Below are 20,475 nucleotides of genomic sequence, written 5' to 3'. Positions count from 1 at the left end.
CGGCTCCTTGTCTTCGTCGTCGCGCAGACCGTCGCCGTCGGTGTCAGCTTTCAGCGGGTCGGTGTGCAGTTGGTCGACTTCCACGCCGTCTTTGAGGGTGTCGCCGTCGGTGTCCGGGTTGTTGATCAGAGTGCCCAGCAGCGCCTCACGGGCGTTACTCAAGCCGTCGTTATCCTTGTCACCATTACCGTCGCCTGCGTCGCTTGGGTTCAGGCCCATATCCAGTTCCAGCTTGTCTGGAATGCCGTCGCCGTCGGTGTCTTTCTTCAGTGGCGAAGAGGCCGGGATATTGCTGACCTCCTGACCATCGGTCAGGCCATCGCCATCGGTGTCCGGGTTCAGCGGGTCGGTGTGGTGAGTACGCACTTCAGCGCCATCATTCAGACCGTCACCATCGGTGTCGGCTACCCGCAGTTTGGTACCGGCGGCCTGCTCTTCGAGATTGGTCAAGCTATCGCCGTCGAAGTCTTCCGCGCCGTCTTCGATGCCGTTGCCATTGGTGTCGCGCAGGGTCGGGTCGAGGCCGACGGTTTCCAGTTCCAGCTTGTTGTTTAGCCCGTCGCCGTCGAAGTCGCCCAGCGGGTCGAATACTTGCAGGCTCAGGGCATTGCCCACGATGACTGGCGTGGCAGGTGTACCCGGCAGGGTGCCGCTCAGGGTCAGCGGCAGCAGGGCGCCGTCGGCTACCGTGTTATTAGCCTGGGTGAAGAAGGCCGGCACGCTCAGGGTACGGGTCGGGCCGTAGTACCAATTGAAGCCCTGGCTCTGACCATTCAGCTCAGCACGGCCATTGTTGATGTTCCACCAACCGAGGTTGTCAGCCAGCACCATCGGTACCTGATAGCTCTGGCCAGCCAGCAGCTTCACCGGGCCGACTGCATTGAACAGTGCGTGTGGAGCGCATAGCTCGCCGCCCTGCTCGCGCACTTCATCATTGCGGGCCACGCCACGCAGGCCGGAGTCGCTGGTGTCGAAACTGTAGCAACGGCCCAGTTGCAGCACCGGCTGAGCGCTGAAGCTCAGGGTGCGACCGTCATTGCTGAGGGTCGCGGTACCGTTGCGCACACCGGTACCTTCCAGCAGTTTGATGGCGCTACCGCTGTCCAGATGCACCGGCTCGTCGTAGTCGAAGTAGGCACGCAAGGTGGTGCCGTCGCGGGCCTCGATCACGCTACGGATGATTTCCGGCGGTTGCAGGGTGAAGTTGATGCGGAACTGGCTGGCCAGATTCAGCTGCGGCAGCGCCGCTACCGGACCGGCCAGGCTGACGATGACTTCTTCGAAGGTCTCGTCGCTGATGGCCAGCCACGCCTGCCCCTGCACCAGTTCGATCGTCGCGCCGCCAACCTGACCATTGATGGCCGCGGAACCACTGACACTGGCCTGCACGCCAAGGTTGGCTGGCTGACCGTCGAGCTGACTGATACGGTTGCCGAAGCGGTCCTGCAGCATCACTTGCAGGCGCACATCCTGTTTGACCCCACGGGCCAGTACATCGCCCGCAGCCTGGGTGCGGCCCTGGTCGTTGAGCAGGCGCAGGTGGCTGGCGGCGGCCGGCAGTACATCCAAGGTAACCGCGGAGACGTTGGTGATGGCACCGGCACTGTTATAGGTATAACGGATCGGGTTACCACTGCTGCTTACCGGCAGGCTGAACTGGCCGACGGTCTGGCCAGCTTGCAGGTTCAACTGGGCTCGACCGTCCTTGAGAGTGACGCGCACCTGTTCGACGGTCTGACCGTTGGCCGTGGTACTGCCGATCTGGATGCCGGTGCCTGGTGTCACATGGAATTCGCTGGTCGGCAGGGTCAGTTGCAGTACGCTGGCTTGGTCGTTGGCCACGTTGTTCAACACCAGGTCCTGGGCCTGGATCGTCAGGGTTGCGGTGCTGCCTGCGGCCATCGCAGGCAAGTAGCCCAGCAGCAGGTGACGTGTCGGCCCGGTCTGCACGCTCAGGCTCTTCTCGGCGCGTGCAATCTGGCTGAACTGCGGTAAATCGGCCCACAGTTGGTAATCACCGGTAATGCGATCAGCGTTCAGGGTCCAGCCAGCATAGCCACTGGCGTCCGTGGTGCTGGTGCCGAGAGTTTCGACATAGCCGTCGCTGAGGCGGCGCAAGCGCCACTGCACCGGCTGATCCGGCACGCTGCGCGCAGCGGCGTCGAGCACTTGTACGCGGTACAGCGGACGTCCCTGCACGGCCACGGACGCCGGGTTGTCGCTACCTTGCAGGTTCTGGAAGCGAATCTGGTTCGGTGACTGGGTCAGAGCCACGCTGTAATCCTGGCTGAGTACCTGCTGGCCGATGCGGTCGGTCAATTCGACCTGAATGCGGAACTGGTCGTTTGGCAGCACGCTATCCGGCATGCGCAAGTCACGAGCGTAGCTGTTCCAGTGGTTGCCGTTGGCGCAACGGAAGTAGTCATTGTTGCCACGCTGGCAGCTGAACAGCTCCTGGCGAACATCACCGATGCGCTGCAGGACACGCACATTGAGGCTGCCAGTGTCGTCGACGGCATTCAGGTTATCGAGGTTCAGGCGTGCCAGACCACCGTACACGCCACGGCTTGGCAGGGTAACCTGCAGGGCCTGGGCATTCGGCGCCTGGTCACGGACTACCCGCAGATTTTGCGGCGCAGCTTCACTGACCTGGCCACGACTGTCGGTAAGCAGCACTTTGAAAGGCTGGCTGAGGCTGCTGGCCACACGCTCGGTGCGTTTGTCCTGAACGGAGAAGGTCCGGCCGTTGATTGCCATTCCGCTGACATCGTAATGGTCGGTAAAGCCATTCCACACCAGATCCACGGCCTTGATGCCGACATCATCCCTGGCCGACAGCTGCACGCTGAAGGTGCTGCGTTCGATGACCTGCGCTGGCAGCAGCAGATCGGTGACTTCAGGGAACGCATCGTCAATCACCGTGACGCGCAGCTCGGCACTGCTGGTATTACCAGCCTGATCACGCACCTCGATGCTATAGACCTGCTCGCCCAGGGTGGTGGCGGCGTCCTGATACGTCAGCAGATTCTTGCCAAAGGCCACGGCAACCACCTGGCCATTGCGGGTCAGGGTGGCTTTGTCCAGGGCACCATCGGTGTCGGCCATTTGTGCCTTGATGGTGATCGGGTAGCCACGCACTGCCTTCTTGCTATCCAGGAACACGGCGGCGCCTTCATAGCTGAGACTGACGGTCGGGGCCTTGGTGTCCTGGTGGCGGTAGAAGCGCTTGGCGGCAGACTCGGCGCTATTGCCGAATACGTCCACGGCACGGGCTTTCAAGTACTGGCCGGTAAAGCGGGTATCCAGAGCCAGGCTGGCCTGGAATGGCTCGGCCTTGCGCACGGCCACGCGCTGCCACGGCCCTGCAGGGTCGGCTGCGAGCAGGAATTCCACTTGTGCCAGGGGCTGCTGACTGCCGGATATCTGTGCACTGGCGGCCAATGGTAGAGGCAGCCAGGTGTGCTCGTCGGCGGTCAGGCCGACCGTGAACGGGTTGGCCACGCCTTCGCCCGGCATCAGGAACAGGTCACGGGCGACCGATTCGCGCACCACGCCAAATACGTCTTCGCTGCGCAGGCTCAAGGTGATGTTCTGGCCACCCGGCAGGCTGGACGGCAGACGCAGAGCGGTCTGCTTCAGTGCCTGTTTGAGGTTGCCAACTGGCTGGCCATTGATACTCAGCGACATACCACGCAGGGCGTCGGTGCTCAGGCCCAACGGCAAGGATTGCGCCGGGATAATTCGGCTGGCAGCCAGTGGCGTCAGCAGAGCTGCATCGGCTGCACCCAGACCATACGGCAGCTGGAACACTTGTACGCCCTGGGTACCCAGGCCTACGGCCAGGCGATTGTTTTCCACGCTCAGGGCGGTGCTGCGCTGGGCCAGCAGCAATTTGCTGTCGGCAACCACCAGGCCGCTGCCCGGTTCCACCGCATCCAGACGCACGCCTTGCAACTGAGGTTGTTCCAGCCACAGCAGGTTGCCGCCCAGGTATAGCTGGTTAATGCTGGTGCCGGTCAGCAGTTGGCTGCGCTGGCCGCTACGCAGGTCATAGCGCCAGGCACTATCGCCCAGCAGATAGAACAGGTAGTCGCCGGTCAACGCCAGTTGGCGCACTTCGCCGCCCAGTTGCCCACTGAGTTCACGGATCGGGGATTCAGCATCGTTGCGCAAGTCGACCAGGAATACTCGACCGCTTTCGCTCAATACCGCCACCTGCTGGCCACGGGCCGACAGTTGTCGCAGATTTTCCTGGGTGGTGATGACCAGACTGCGTTTGCTGTTCAGGTCGCTCAGGGCAGCCAATTGCAGGCTGCCACCGGCGGCGACGATCAGGTGATCGCTACTAACGGCCAGGTCACTGGCTGCCACGTTGCTGAATACGGTGCGGGCAGCCAGGGTGCTGCGGTCCAGCGCCTTGACCTGTTGCTGCTGGTCTTGCAGCACGAACCAGGTGCTGCCACTGACGGCAACTCGGCTGGCCGCCTGGGTAAAGGCGGTTTCCGGGTACAGGTTCGATTGCCAGGTGCCGCTGCCGTCCTGACGCAGCACCTGAATGCCGAAGTTGTCGGCAGCGACCATCAGTTGGCCGTCACGCAACGCCAGGCTTTCCACATTGCCGCGGGTTGGTACGACAGCAGTACGGCTTTCGTACAGGCTGACGTAGCCATCGGCACCACGCACCGGAGCCAGCACCTGGCCTTCGGTACCACCCAGCCACAATTTGCCGCCAGCCCACTGCGCGGCGTCCACCGAGGCAGCTGCCAGCGACCAGTTGCCTACGCGCTGCTGGGTAGCGGTGTCGATCAGTTGAATGCGTTGCGGCGCCACGGCCAGCACCTGGCCCGGCAAGGCGAACAGGCGCTTGGCACCCAGGCTCAATTGCGTCGAAGTGCCTTTGAGACTCGCGTCCAGACGCCACAGGCGGCCGGTATTATCGAGGACCTGCAAGTAGTCACCAGCACGCACTACACTGAGCAGCCCCTCACCCGTGAACGTCGCCTGCGTCTGGCCGCTGGCGGACAGGCGCAGGAGTTGCCCACTGGTCAGGGCCAGGAAACCGTCGCCATCAGCCAGCAGAGCACGCACTTCGCCATCCAGAGTCTGGCTACCACTGGCTTTGAGCTGGTTGCCCAGGGCATCGAACCAGAACAGGTCCCGCGAGCTGGCGGCGAGAATGCGTTCACCCTGCACGGCCAGGTGTTGCAGCGGCGCAGCGACGGCCACATTGCCTGCGGTTTGCAGATTGTCATTGGGGTCGAGCAGGGTCAGGCCGAAGCCTTTGATGCTCAGCAGCAGGTATTGCTGCAGGTAGTCCATGGCAGCGATCTCGCCACCCAGGCGCTGGCGCAGACCACTGCCATCGTGCAGCTCGGCGCCGCGGGCCAGCCACTGTCCGCCCACCTGCGGCAGCAGGACATCGAACGGCACGCGCACGGTATTGCTTTGCAGGTGCCAGGCATCCACCACAGGAGCACTCCAGCGCTGCTCCTGACGGTTACCCAGCTCGTCATCGATCAGTGCCCGCACACGCAGCTCTTTCAAGCCGGCTGGCAGGCGCACGCTGAGACTGTCGCTGCCACTGGCCAGCAACTGATCGCTGCCATTCAGGGCTTCCAGGCTCAAACGGTAACGCGCGGCATCCACGCCATTGAGGCGCAGCTCGACCTGGCTACCGGCATACAGCACGCTCGGCAGGCCGCTGAGGGTCGGCTGAGGCAATTGCTGAGAAGGAGCCACGCGCAGATTCAGCTGCTGCTCGCTGTAATGGAAATCGCCAGCGAAGTAGGCGCGAGCACGCAGGGTGAAGCTTTCCTGCACGCTGACTTGCGGCAGGCGCAGGCTGAACTGCCCCTTGTCGCCGGCAATCAACAGACGTTGCAGCGGTTGACCGTTGAAGCTCAGCAGTTGCAACTCGACCCAGGCAGGCACTTCGCCCACCTGATAGCTGAGGCTGAGGTCACTGCCTTCGGCAAAGATCTGGTTGTTGCCAGCGCCGCTCAGGGTCAGTGCAGCACCTGGCTGATTGGCTTTGGTCAACAGGCTTAGAGCACGGCTGCCAGCGGCATCCTGCCATTGCAGGCTGGCGCTATCGCTACCTGGCAAGGTCAACCAATGGAAACTGCTGCGCAGGCCGTTGACGGCACGCTGAGGCTCGCCATTGGCACTGAGGATCGAGACACTGCCATCGCTGCCGGCAGCGAACTGGCTGGCCAGTGGCAGGCGTGCGCCTGCGCTCAGCAGCGAGCCGTCATCCGGGCTGAGGTGCGCGGCTTGTTGGGTGCCTGCAGGCACTACGAGGCTGAGCTGCTGGCTGCCGGCGTGGTCGCTCAGTTGTACGGTCAGATTGCCCGACTCACTGGCCACCAACCAGGCTCGGCCCTGGGCAAACGACTCACCCAGATAGTCGTCCAGCTCACCTTGGTAAAAGTATGGCTGCGCGGCCAGAATCTGGCCCTGCTCGTTACGGAAACTGATATCGGCACTACCCAATGCGGCCTCGGCCGAAGCTGACAAGCCGCCGACCAGTACACCGAATGGCAGGCGTACGCCTTGTGCTGTGAATGCATCGCGAGCCGGCGCGGCGACAGCCAGAGGCTCCACTACCAACTGCTGGGCGCCATCACGCACTTGCAGGGAGATCAGTTGACCAGCGACGAAAGCCATGGCTTCGCGCTCGCTGCCCAGCGCACCGACGCGCTCGTTGCCACGCCAGGCCTGCCAGCTATCGCCGTACAGGTCTTCACTGACCTTCAGCCAGCTCAGCTCACCGTCGAATACAGCCTGGCCAACCTTGCCACCCACCGGCAGCGCATCCGCAGTGCCCAGGCTCAGACCGCTCTCGCTGGCAATGATTGACTGGCTGCTGACCGCCGTGGCGGTCCAGCTCAGCAGGCGCTGACCCTGCAAAGCGAAACCAAGGCGCTCAGCCAGTTCTACACGCCCGCTGCGTACCAGCTGCGGCAGACTGCCGTCGTTCAGTTGCAGCCAATCCAGACCTTTATCGGTCAGCACTACCAAGCGTTGGCCATCGACCTGCACCTGACGGATCTCGTCGCCCAGGCTCACCCCGATCAGATCGGCGAAACCGGTACTGCCGACGGCGTAACCACCGATCTGCTGGCCATGGCGTACGAACAGCAAGTCGCCGCTGCCACCCAGCAGGCTGCCGGCAATCGGTTGCTCCATGGCGTTCTGCCAGGTATCGCCATGCCAACGCCAGACGCGCAGGTAATCCTGGCCGTCGCGGCGAACCTGTGCAGCGAGCAGCGAGCCGGTGTAGCTCAGTTGGCGAACCTGGCCGCTGTCACGGCTTTCCAGTACGCCCTCGAGGGTCCTGACTCGGTAACCATCGCGCTGCTGGTTCTCGGCCCATGCAGCCCCCTCGGCATGACCTGGCAGCGCACTCAGGAAACTGGCGCGATAGCCGGTATCGATATCCTCGCGGCGGCTTTCCGCTTGCAGGTAAGCGAGCTTTTCCAAGCTACGCCTGGTGGTCTTCTCGTGGCCAGAACGATCACGCAGCAGGGCGTCCAGGTGCAGGGCGCTGCCTTGCACACGGCTGTTCCACACCTGGCGGGTCGCACTGAACGGCAATACCGCTGGACTGGCCGCGTCGCTCGGGTCGAACAAGTTCAGCATCGAGGTGCCGTTGAAGTCCACCATACTGGCCGGTGGCGGCACTTGCAGCCACAACTGCGAACCGGACAGCAACGTACTTGGCGGCTGCAGATCCAGGCCGATGTCTTCGCTGATACCAGTATCGGCATGCAGGTTGAGGATGCGCTGGCTGCGCAGGGTCTGCCCTTGCCAGCTGGCTTGCAGGCGCAACACCAGGACACCATCGGCAGCCACCTGCGGCATGGTGACGGCGAGCTCGATCACCTCATCGCCATCAGCAGTGCGAGCGATGCTGCGCGGCGCCGGGTTGCCAGCGTTCTGTGGGTCACCCGCGATATCCAGATACAGGCTGGCCTGCTCCAGTTTGCGCAGGCGCACACGCACCGGCAGGGTTTCGCCGGCCTGCACATGCTGGCCATCGGCAGGCATCAGGAAACTCAGCTCAGGCGCACCGGCCTGGCTATCGTAAGGCTGCAGAGTGACGCTGGCCGGTGCACTTGCCAGACCGTTGAGGTCGACGGCGCGGGCAACGATGCGCAACGGTTGGCTAGCGTCTGCGGCGACGGGCACCCGCAGGCGGTTCGGGTCACTCAGACGCTGGCAGTTGGCCGCGTCGCTGAAGGTATCGGCAGCCTGGCTGTTGATACAGGCCTCGACGTGATCGATACCGTAACGGTCGTAGCTGCGCAGGATCACTTCAGTGATTTCTCCGCGTGGCACGAACTCGCCATCCAGCGGCGCGATGATCGACAGTTGCGGCGGCGTGCGGTCGGACAGCAGGTCATAGCCGACCTGGAAGTAGCGGTAGCTTTCCTGGCCGGAAAGCCCGAAGCCAACGCGCAACTCAGCGGTCAACGGCGCCCGGCCTTGCGTTGCACCGGGCAGATCCTTCAGCCGCGGATGCAGGTAGTTCAGAGAAACCAGGCCGCTGCTGCGGTCAAAAGCGGCAGCACTGTAACGGCCATCCAGCACACGAATCTCGGTGGATTTGACCAGTTCCAGATCACCCAGGATCTGGAAGCGCAGATCGGCCGGAGTGCTTTCTTCGACCGGCGCTGGCAGGGTGCTGAACTGGCCAAGGTTGAGGTCGGGTGCACTGACCTGAGCATCGAAACGACGCTCGCTGGTGTTGCGGCCATCACTGGCGCGCAGCAGCAGGCTGAAGCCCTGATACTGGCCTTGAATGTCGAGGTCGAAGCTGCCTTTCTGGATGCTGATCCAGTCGGTTTTCCAGGTCTGACCACCATCGGCGGAGACACGGTAGGCGAAGCCCAGCTTGTCACTGGCCTGCACGTTATCTACCGCGCTGACTTGCAGTGTATAACGGCTGCCCAGCTTCAGTTGGGTGGCGGCGTTCAGCGGCTGGCCTTGCAGCAACACTTGCAGGGAATCCTGACGCGGCGCAAGACGGTCTTCGGCCTGGTAGCTGCCGGTGTAAGTGCCGGCCAGGGTCACACCGTTGTCGCGGGCGACGTTATTGGCAGCGTCACGTACACCGGCCAGGGTCACTTGATAGAGGGCGTTGGCTTCCAGCACGGCATCGGCACGCAGGCGCAGTTCCAGGCGGTTGCCCTGAGTGATCACAGCGGCAAAGCGGTTGGTGACGTCTTCGCTTGGCTGGGCGTGGGTGTCGTAGTCCTTGAAGACCTTGACCACGCTGGCGCTCTGCACGCTTAGCGGCTCGTCGGCTTCCAGCACCAGCGGCTGCGAGGCGCCCAGGGCACTGATCAAACGTACGTTTGGCAAGGTGTCATCGACGGCGGCCAGCCATTGGCTTGCCACGCTGTCCACACGTTCACCGCTGGCCTCACGCAACAGCGCCACCTGATACTGCCAGCCGGGCTGGCTACGCGGAGTGACGAAGGTGATCACGCCGTCGCCCAGCGTGAATGTCACCTTGTTACTGGCGCTCGGCAAAATGCCCTGGCCGGCCGGGAACCAATGCAGGCTCAAACCTTCGGACAGGCCCTGAGCCTGAATGGTGACAGGCGTGCCACCGGCATCACTGATCACCTGCCCCTGTGCATGAGCCGATACCACCGAGTCGATGCTCAAGGGGGTGACCACCGACAGCGCCGTTGGCAACACTGCACGCTGCAGGCCGTAGCGCACGCTCACGCTATACAAACCGGCTTGATCCATTTGCAGGCTGAAACTCAATTGGTCGCCAGCGGCATTGACCTGCAGTTGCTCACGGCCGAGCACACGCTCGCCGATCTGCAACTCATCGATCAGGTTCAGTTGACGGCCACGCAGCACATAGGTGCGTGCAACGCCAGTGACGCTGCGGTTCGGTTGCAGGGCGTCCAGACGCATGAGCTCAGCACCGAAGAAGTCCACGGCATCCACCAGCCATGGCAGGTCGAAATGGACCTCAGCACCGTTGAGCCAATCCAGTGGTGCCTGGCTGACCTGCAGACGATATAGGCCAGCCGGCTGGAATTGCGCCTGCTGGCTGATGGCACGCAGCTCGCGCCCCAGCAGCTGGGTACTGGTGGCCAGGGCCTCGCCGCCCAGGCCTGTCACGCTCAGTTGCGCTTCTCGCCAGGCGTAATCGGCACCGGTAAAACGCAGACCTACCGGCTCATCGGCCGCGGCCAGGGCGTCAGGGTTGAGCGCCCAGGTGTTGTTCATCGGGATCGTGGCATTCAGGTAACTGGTACCGTTGCGCCACTCCAGCAGATCGCCGTGCAGCTCCAACTGGGTCAGGCTGCCGACTTCGGCGCTGCCCACGGCCAAGCTGGCCACTTCACGGGCGCGGAGCATGCGCTGACCATCCAGATCGAGATCGAACACTTGCAGGCGGCCAGCATCCAGCCAAGCCAGCAGTTCGCCCTGGGCGGTCAGTTGAGTAACGCGCCCTGGCAGATCGAACTCACCCAGCACCGGCTCGCCACGGCCGCGCAGCAAGGCGGCGCGTTGCATCACTTGCAGACTATCGCTGCCTTGCAGATAGACGCGGCTGCCATCCAGCCACAGGCGCTTGGCACCGTTCAGGCCGTGGGCATGACTACCCAGCAACTGGTTACCCTCACGGGCGTTGCGGACTTCCAGTCGATCGCCAAACAACAGGTAGGCAGCACGGTTATCCAGCGCGATATCCACCAGACCAACCGAGTCAGCCACAGCGAGTTCGCGCAGCTCCGGTCCTTGCACCTGCCCTTGGAAGACGCGGGCGCCGGCTTTGAGTAGCAGCACATCACCGGCCAGACGCACATTCTGGAAGGCGATCTGCCGGGTATTGGCCAACGCTGGCAACGCTTGTGGAGCGTACAGGTTGCTCAGGTCGAACACCTGTACCTGGGCTGTATCGGTGAGCAATGCCACATAGCTGTCGCTCATAGCGATATCGCGCAGGTTACCGCTGGCTTGCCACTTGGCCAGCAGTTGCGGGGTACTGCCATCGCGCAGGCTGGATAGCTGGACATCACGACCACTGGCACTCAGCAGCAAGTCGCCGACACGCTGGTAGAGACTGACACCGTCGAGCTGCCTCTTCACCGGCAGTTCGATGCGCAGACTGGCATCGCTGGCAAGGTCGCCGACGAAACCAAGGTTGCTGACTTCCACCAACAGCGGGCCGAGGTGGTCTTGAGGCACGCTAAAGCTCAGCAGGTCGGCGCGTTCCAGACGCACATCGGCAATTTGCCGGCCGTTTACCCGAACCACGGTGGCTTCACCGAAACCACGGCCTTGCAGGCCGATGAGTTCGCCGGCATTGAAGATGAAACGCTTGCTCTGCGCAGCCAGCGTACCGCTCAGTCGGTCATACAGCCCCGCCTGGTCGATGCGCGGATCGGCCACATAGGTGATTGCGGCGGCACGGAACAGCTCTTGATTGCCCTGCTGCACGCGCACACCAACAGGACGGTTGCTATCCGGGTTACTCACCAAACCTGGCAGGCGGAAGCGAATCTGGCTGTCATCGCGGTAGACGATGTCGCTGGCGGGAACCCGCTGGCTGCCCACTTCGATGATGGCATCGACGCCGAAATCATGACCGCGCAGGGTGATTTCGCTACCGCCACGCCAACTGGCCTGCCGCGGCGAGATGCTGTCCAGTTCGGGTTGCGGCGCGTCGTCGCTGATGAAAGCAAAACGGTAATCGGCGCCCAGCGTCTTGCCCTGCTGGTCGCGCAGGGCACCACTGAGGCTGACCTGATAGAGCTTGCCGCTCTGCAACGCGGTGGTCGGGCGCAGCACCAGACGGCCAACACCGACCTGTGCCGCCTGACTGGCCACTGGGGCACCATCGAGCAACAGTTGAACGAGCTGGCTACCCTGGTCACGCAACTGAGCGTTATCCAGCAGGCGGTTGAATTGTACTTCGATGCCAGCGTCCTTCGGCAGACGGCCAGAAGGCTGCGGCTGCTGACTGAGGATGGTCAGGTTCTGATAAGCCAGAGTGTTGAGACTACCGCCCAGGTAGGTTGCGGCCTCAAGGCTTGGCAGCGGGTTCTCCGCGGGTACGCCATCGAGGTATACGAAAGCGCTGCCAGCGTACAGAGCCTGACTGCCAAGAGACAGGCTGTTGACGTTGCCGACCACGCTGAAATAGTCACGCAGGCCAATGCTTTGCTGAGTGCGGCCATTGAGCCACGAGGAAATATCGAATAGCTGCACGTCGCCCTGCCCGCCTGCGACGTAAAGGGTTTGCCCGGCCAGTTGCAGTTGACCCGCGAACAGGCTGCCACGGCTGACCAGATAAGTGAGCTTGAGATCAGCCACTGGCGTGGCATCGGTATCACTGTCCAGCACGAAGCGCTGCACCGTCGCATTTTCGCCGCTCGATACCAACAGTCCCTGGCTGCTGATCAGCAGATCTTCGGGGGTGAACGGGTTTCCAGCCTGGTCGCGAGTGGCAACACGACGCAGCACACGGAATTCGCCACTGGCCAGTTCAACTTCCAGCAACTGGCGCTGGGCCGGCAAGGTCAGCCACAGGCTGGAGCCAGCCAGACGCAGACGCCCCGGCGTACCGCCCAAACGGGTTGCGCTGATCAGGCCCAGATCGACGAGTTTCAGTTCACCACTGATGCGGTACTGACGCACGCCTTCGTTGCTGGCGACGTACAACAGATCATCGCGGGTGGCCAGGGCGGTTATATCGCTGGCCAGCTCCAGTTCATTGATCTTGTTCGGTTCGGCCGGCAGGGTCAGATCGAAGTGCAGCAATTTTCGGCCACCAACGGCGAAAAGCTGGTGATCGTTGATCGCAAGGTCGGCGAAGCCGGTGCTGCCCAGACCGCTTGGGGCTTCGTAGTGGTAGGGCTTGAGCTGGCCAGCGAAGTCGCGGTTGACGATGACCGGGTGCACCGGGTCGCTGATATCGGCCACGAGCAGGCGCGCGGCATTACTGGTCACACGGGCGACGCGGCCCTGACTATCGACCTTGTCGAAGCTGCCGCCAGTCACGGCATACAACAGTTGACTGCTGCCATCGTCCAGACGGGCAATAGCGGAAACCGGGCTGGCCATATCGCCAGGCAGGTTCACCGAGCCGGTCGGAATACCGGTGTAGAAATAATCCACCGGCGACAGGCTTTGCTCACCGTCGAACAGTTGGCTGGTCACTGCCACCTGGGCCTTGCCAAAGGCGCCAGCGGGAGCACGCACTTCGGCGCGATTACTGCTGAGGATCTTCAGATCACCGGCCAGGCCGCCGGCGAAACGCACCTGCATGTAATGGTTGAAACCACGACCATGCAGGGTCACCAGGTTGCCGCCCTGAGGAGGTCCTGTCTGCGGTTGCAGGTCGTCGATCTCGATCTGCGGCAATACGGTCATCGCGCCTTGACGCAGGTAATTGAGGCGCTGGTCGATACGCTCTACTTTCACCGCCAGGCTGGCGCTGATGCTGCCCATTTGCAGGTCAGGTACGTCCACGCGCAGTTCGCTGTCGCTTACGCTTTGAATCTGCTGTGGCTGCAGACGTGTTTCACCCAGCCACACCGTCAGTTGCTCCGCGGCCACGCCAAAACCGCTGCCTTTGATCAATGCGCTTTCGCCACCGGTAGCGTGGAAGTAGTGCAAGCCTGCAGTCGCTCCGACCACACGCTGGACCTGGCTGATCAGCGGGCGAATACCGGTGCGACGCTCGAGTTGCAGCACGAAGGCCTGACGCAAGGCATGGCCTGCCAGATCGGTAAGCGCAGTGCTCACCTCAATACGCAACGGGCCTTGATAATCACCCTTGAAGCGCAGGTCCACCTGACCGCCGCGCAAGGTATTGATACCGGCCATCTCGAAGGCATCGACGGCCAGCGGTTGACCGCCCTCACCCAGTACCCGGATGGCTGAGGCCAGGTGCGCCGGGTCGGTATTGATCAGGTTATTGAAGGCGACAGTCACCCCTTCGTTGCTGCCCAATACGGCACCGTTGCCTGGAGTGCTGGAGGCGACGGCGAGGTATGGGGAGGTATTGATCTGCACCCCCTTGCCATTGCCCTGCATGATCTGGCCGCCGACACTGAGCAATTCACCGCTGCTCTTCTGCTCCTGCCAGTAAATGGTCTGGTACTGGCCCGTCGCATCGGCTTCCAGCAACAGATAGCTGTCGCCAGTGCCAACGCTGATCAGGCCTTGCTGTACCTGCAGGGTAATCTTGCCAATGGCCTCGGCAATCGAGCTGGCGGCCACGGTGCCTCGTTCGATAGCCTGTACCCGGTAGTCGAGCTGAGCGCCGAAGTCCTTGAAAGTGGCCAGGTACAGCTGTTTGTCGCGCAGGAACAGCACATACAACTCGCCGTTGAGCCACTGCACATCTACCGGTGCACCGAGCAAGTCCGGCTTGAGGCTGCCATCGAAGACAATGTTTGGCAGCGGAGCCTGAGCACCCAGCTCGTTGCGGCCGATTGGCAGGAAGCGGATATAGCCGGTCCCCAGATCGTTGGCAGCGGCCACGGCCAGCGCACCACGACCGGTTTCCACGGCCAGGTCGACCGCGCGGTGGCTAGGCAGTGTCAGGCTGGACACCAGCAACGGCTTGCTCAGGTCGTTGGCATCCACAACCCGTACCCCGTCACGGTCGTTGGCCAGGTAAACCAGGCTGTCGAGCACTTCCAATCCCAGTACAGGTTCGCTCAGGCGCAATTGCGAAAGGCGAATCGGACGTTCCCACAAACCGATGTCGTAGATTTCCAGGCCAGCGGTCATCAGGTAACGATTGCTGGAGGTCGGCTGGGCGCCAGCTTTGACGCCGACGAACAGACGGTCACCCACCACCTGTGCAGCACCGATCTGCATCGGCGGATAATTCGGCAGCAGAATGCCGAGGCCCTGTGGCAGGGTGTAGGACAGCGACCCGACCTTGATTTCACGGGTCGTGGCACCGCTTGGAATGCGCAGGAATACATCGTAGATGTCAGGGTCGATCACGCCCGGCAGAACGAATCTGAATTCACGCTGAGTGACCACGTTGTCATGCAGATCGATGCTGATGCTGCCTGGTTCTTCGACAATGGGGCTGCGACCGGTATAAATCTCGGTTTCGCCATGGCGTGCACGCAGTACCACTCTGGTACCCGGCATCAATACGTCCTGACCAGCGCCGATGGTGATCAGTGCACCGCCCTTCTTGCTCGCCGAATCAGGGCTGACGCTGTACTTGACCTGCTCCAGCGCTTGCTCAGTGCCCACGACCAGAGCACCGAGGTAATCGGTACGCAGACCACCGTCGTCCAGACGCAGGTGCCATTGACCCGGGCTCAACGGCAGCATGTCGAGGGCATGGGGAGCAATTTCCAGGCGTTGCGCGCTGACCCATTGCAGTTCGATCGGGTACTGGTTAATGAAGCCTTTTACCGTACTGGAGAAGCCGCTGCCGTGAATCACCACTCGGTCTTGGGCGCCACGGTGGAAGCTGGCATTTTCCAGGTACTTGATCGCAGGCTGCATGGCGCCAGTTGGTGCAACCTTGAAATCGACCTGATACGGCGCCCATAGGCCGGCACCGCGCAGATTGCGCGCCTGTTCCAGGCGCAGACGCAGCTGCGCGCCCGGTGCAGGAGTAAAGCGCACTGCCACGCGGCTGGCGGACTGCCCGTCACCGTTGAGGGCGTCGATGGTCGGGCTGCTCAGCAGTCGCTCGCCGTTGCTCATGTCGACAAGACGCAAGCTGCCAGCGGCGCGCAGGGACTCAAGCGTGACCGGCTCATTGAAGGTCAGCTCCAGCGCCTGCTCACCGGCCGGCAGTATGCCGCCCTGCTTGACGCTGGCGTCCAGTACCAAGGCGCCAGGTAGCTCGAGCAAGGTCAGGCCAGCGGTACCGGAACCCGCAACCAGGCGGTTGTTGAACAGGTCCAGAGCTTCGATACGTTCCTGGTTACCGGCCGAGACCACGCGTGGCTGCAGCGGCTCACTGAGGTCGACCACCACTACCCCCGTATCGGCAGAAACGAACAGCAAGCTGCCCGCCAGGCGTAGACGCACACCACGGCCAGCGCTGGCCTGCAGCTTCTGATCGAGGCTCAGCAGCACACGCTCTTCAGGCTCGTCGCGGTTGATGATTTCCACCCCACGACTGCCAACGGCTGCGATCAGATAACGGCCATAGCTGAGCATGTCCTGCGGATTGGCAACGAAACTGTAGCGACGAGCTTGTGCTGGATCGAACAAGTTCAGAGCGCGGATCTCCCCCTCCTTGCCGTCCACCGGCACGCCGAGCGATTCTTCCCAGCCTGGGCAATTGACCCAAGCGGCGCCTTGAACCTGGCCGCCACTGAACAGCCAGCCATCGTTGAGTTGCAGCAAGGCGCCACCCTGCAGGCCAGCGGGGCCGGCAACACGTACCGGGTCTTCGCCATTCTGGTAGTTCAAGGCCAGCAGGCCACCTGGCGCAGCGTCTTCGATTCTGAACGCACAACTGTCTGCATTCGGAGGTTCGGCGACAACGGATACGGCGGCAGCAATCAGCCCGGGGCCTTGCTTGACCAGGCGACTGATCGGTGCCTCGAGGTCTTCTTCATGAATGGTTTGCAAGCCGTTCTGTTCATCCAGATTGAGCCGCGCCACACCACCCAGTCCACTGGCCACGTAAAGCCGCTTGCGCCAGGTATTCTGCTCCCACTCGAGGGTCGGATTGACGCGCAGAGAGTCGAAGCCGACCTTGAAGTCCTGGGCCTGCTGACGATCGAGAATCTCCTGCTCTTGCTCGGTCGGCTCAATCGCATAGACCGACTCCATGCGCTTGTAGATGGCATCTGCCTGCATCTTGAGGCTCAAGCGTGTGGCATCGCTTGGTAACGACGAGGCACCACCGACCAACAACGGTTTGCTCGCGTCCTGTACCGAGAAAGATGCCGCACGATACAACTCGGGCAGCCAGCCACCGGCCGGCAGGTTCTGCTTGCCGTAACCATTGACCATGTAGCCGCCGTTGGTAATGGCCACACCCGTCTGCTGGTCGATCCACACATCACTCGGGAATATCAGGGACGGGTGCAGCTCGGACTGCTTGCGCAGGCCATAACCGAAACCGCGAATACCGGTGAGGTTGGCCTGGTTGCCGTAACGGTCTTCACCGAGCACATCGACCTTGCCAGGTGCACCGCGTGGCGAGGTGACACGCATACGGTTACTGGCAAGAACCTCGATACGACCAACCGGCAGACCGCCGAAACGTACCTTGAGACCGTCCATCACGGTATTGCCCGGCTCGAAGCCATCACCACTGACAGTCACCACGGTATCGCCGGCCACCGGGCCCCACAGCGGTACCAGAGCGTCGAAACGGATTGGCGCGTCCACCAGCAAGGCACCTTCGAGCACGGCCTGCTGCCAGATGCCATCGCGCTGGACTTGCAGGGTCAGGTTGTACTGACCGGCATTCGGCAACGCTGGCACGCTGACTTTCAGTACGGCAGGCGCGCTGCTGTTATCACGGGTAACGCCTTCGATCTGCAGGGCTCGGTCGCCGGCATACAGGCGCACCTGAGCCAGATTGGCCGGAATGCCAAGAGCGCTGACGCTGATCAGGCTGACGGTGTCGCGTGCGACGCGACGCGGAGTCACTGCCTCGATGGACAGTGCATCATTGCGTGCGCCACGGAAGGTCAGCGGCACGCGCTGGTCCTGGGCCAGGCGCTGCAGCACGAAGCTATCGCGAGCGCTTATCGGCTTCACCGAAGCGATACCGGCCTTGGCCAGCAACGTCAGGCGCTCGCCCACGCTGAGACGGTCAGCGGTGCTGGATGGCAGCAACAACCGGGCATCGTTATTGGTGATTTCCACGGTTACCGGCAGCTCTGCGCCACGGCTATCGAGCAATCTGAGCAGACCATTGTTGGCGGGATACAGGTCGATGGCTTTGTTGAAACGCGCAATCACCTGCACGCGGCCATCCACCTGACGATCGAGGATGCCGTTGGCTGGGTCAATGGCGTGCAGTTTCAGCAGTACATCCGGCACCACTTGCAGCAAGCTGCCTTTTTCATCGACACCGCCCGAGTGGGCCGAGTAATCACCCGCCACCACGCTCTCCACGCTGCCGCTGGAGGTCATGCTGCGGCCGACGACAGGTTTCAGCGGGTCGGTTACGTCGACCATCAGCACACCCTTGTCGCCACGCGCGACATAGAGGGTGTTGCCATTGAAATCGAGATCGTAGACATAGCCGATGTCGTTGATACGCGCCACGACGGTAGGCGCGCTCGGGTCGAGCAGGTCCACCACAGCCACGCCACTGGCACCGGCTGCGACGTATGCGTAACGTCCCTGCAGCGATACGCGGGTGCCCGGCAGGTCGAGCTTACCAAGGCGGCGCAGCCCAGCACTGGCGCTCTGGCTGTAAACCTGCAAGCCACCACTGCCGATGGCCTCCTTGGTCAGCAGGCGGTTGCTGCGGTAATCGAAGACACCACCGACCGCCACGATCAGGCCACTTTCGCCAGCAGCACCGGCTTGTGTCGCCACGTCCAGCATTGGCAGTTTTGGCTCGGCGGCCAGGCTCTGCACCAGATAGGTTTTGTTGGGCAGGAAGGCGTCGACGATGCCCAGGCCTTCTTCGCCCATGGCCAGCAGCACCCGTGCATTGCGCACGCGCAGGCCACGCACGGCGGTGCCTGGCAGCTCCAGATTGCCGATAAGGGTCGTTTTCGCCGGGTCCAGCTCGTCGAAGGCGACGGTGAACAGGCGCGCTGCATCCGGGGTACCGCCGCTGCCCAGATGGACGGCAGTGATGTAGACACGGTCGGTACCGCGCTCGAAATAGGGCTCCACGCCTACGGCGATGAAGCCGCTCGGCAGGCCAATGCGTGAAACGATACGGTCGTCGGAGCGGTCGCCGTTGCGGTCGATCAGGCGCAACAGGTCATCCGGGTTCAGTGGTTTCTGCGGGTCGGCGGTGTAGTTACCGGCATTGAGGTCATAGACCAGTACCCCAGCCTCGCCCTGAGCGGCAAACAGCAGACTACCTGATGGGTCCAGCGCCATATCGTAGATACGGCCCTTGTCGCGAATCTGCGATTGCGGTGGCTGCTGGTAGGTGAACGCCTGGCTGAGGGTACCGAGCTGACCATTGGTCAGTTGCACACGCACATCGACAGTGCCAATTGGGCCTGCCGGGGCAACCACTTCCAGCGTTTCAGCGTCGAGCACCTTGTATTGCAGCGCCGGTATATCACCGAAATGCACGGTCATGGCGCCGCTTTCACTACGGAAGCCCTGGCCTTTTATCTGTACACGAGTGCCGCCGTTCAACGAACCCACGGCGGGTGCCAGCGTCCGCAACAACAGTGGCTCCACGAACTGTACGGCGCCGACTTTGGAAGCCTTGCTGCCGTTACCACTGACCACCTGCAGACTGGCTGCACCAGGCAAGCTGGACGGCGCCTGAATACGATAACGAGCGGTGCCGTCTGCCAGGGTTTCGGCAAAAGCCCCGGTTGCTGCCTGGCCGGACACGCTGAACTGTACTTGGCCACTGGCACCACGCAGCACCACATCCAGATCGCCACCGCCGACGTCGAGCATACCCGGCGCAGTGCTGACGATTTGCACCTGAGCCCCACCAGCGCTACCGGTGCGGAAACGAATTTCATGCTCTAACAAGCCTCGGCTGCGGCGGCTGGCCAAGTCGCCTTTGAGGATCAGGCGGTAGCTGTGGTTGGCCAGCAGGCTCTGCCCTGGCTGAACGGTCAGTACGCGCTGATCGCTGCTGCGCTGCAGACTGAACGGTAGCTCCACTGCTGGCTGATTGTTTTGCGCGTCGCGCTGCAGCGTAATGAACTGACGCAACTGGTCGTCATCCATGGTGCTCAACGGACGGGTGAATTGCAGAGTCAGCGGGCTATCCAGCGGCATACCGTCCGCTTGATCGGCAGGAATGGAGCGCACCAGTTCCAGGGTCAGCAGGTCCACCAGGCCGAGATTGGAGATCACTTCCTCGCCCAATGGGGTCGGTACCGAAAACGCCCCGATCCCCTGATCGGTAAGCACCATAGGTGTGCTACGCGCAGGTTTGAGCAGCAGGCCGCCAGCGGGCGACCTGATGCAATACGGCAGCCCCAGGGCATCGAGCAAACTGATGTTATCGGCACGACTGAAGTCGTAGAAGCCCAGATACCCGATGGAGCCAAGTTCGCAACTGGTCTTGTCGCTGGCCGCCTGAGTCAGGTTCAGTGCAGTGCTCGACTGGGCCAGAATGCCCTGGCTGGCGCCAGGCACGCTGAAGCCGCCGGACAGATAACGCCCCTGTTCACGAATGAAGGCCGGACGGCTGGCGTCGTAAAGGTTCAAGCCATTGCCGGTCACGAACTTACTGCCATCGGCGGTGATGCCGGTGAGGCCGGTGACGCGCGAATCGCCCACTTGCGGCAGCGACGGTCTGCTCAGGTCGAAAATCACCCGGTTGCCACC

At 62.5% G+C, this 20,475-nt stretch carries 1 protein-coding gene (cut by both window edges); it reads right to left on the bottom strand.

Every position in this 20,475-nt window falls within one protein-coding gene, locus ACT9T4_RS21435, for an Ig-like domain-containing protein, read on the bottom strand. The gene is 42,726 nt long; 10,128 of those nucleotides lie to the left of the window and 12,123 to its right, leaving coding positions 12,124-32,598 in view — codons 4,042 (complete) to 10,866 (complete); reading right to left, the first codon wholly in view occupies positions 20,473 to 20,475. The start codon and the stop codon both lie outside this window.

This window comes from Pseudomonas sp. SZ40 (assembly GCF_052958135.1).
Note: the sequence above shows the minus strand (reverse complement) of the source record. Positions and strands in the feature narration are given on the sequence as shown.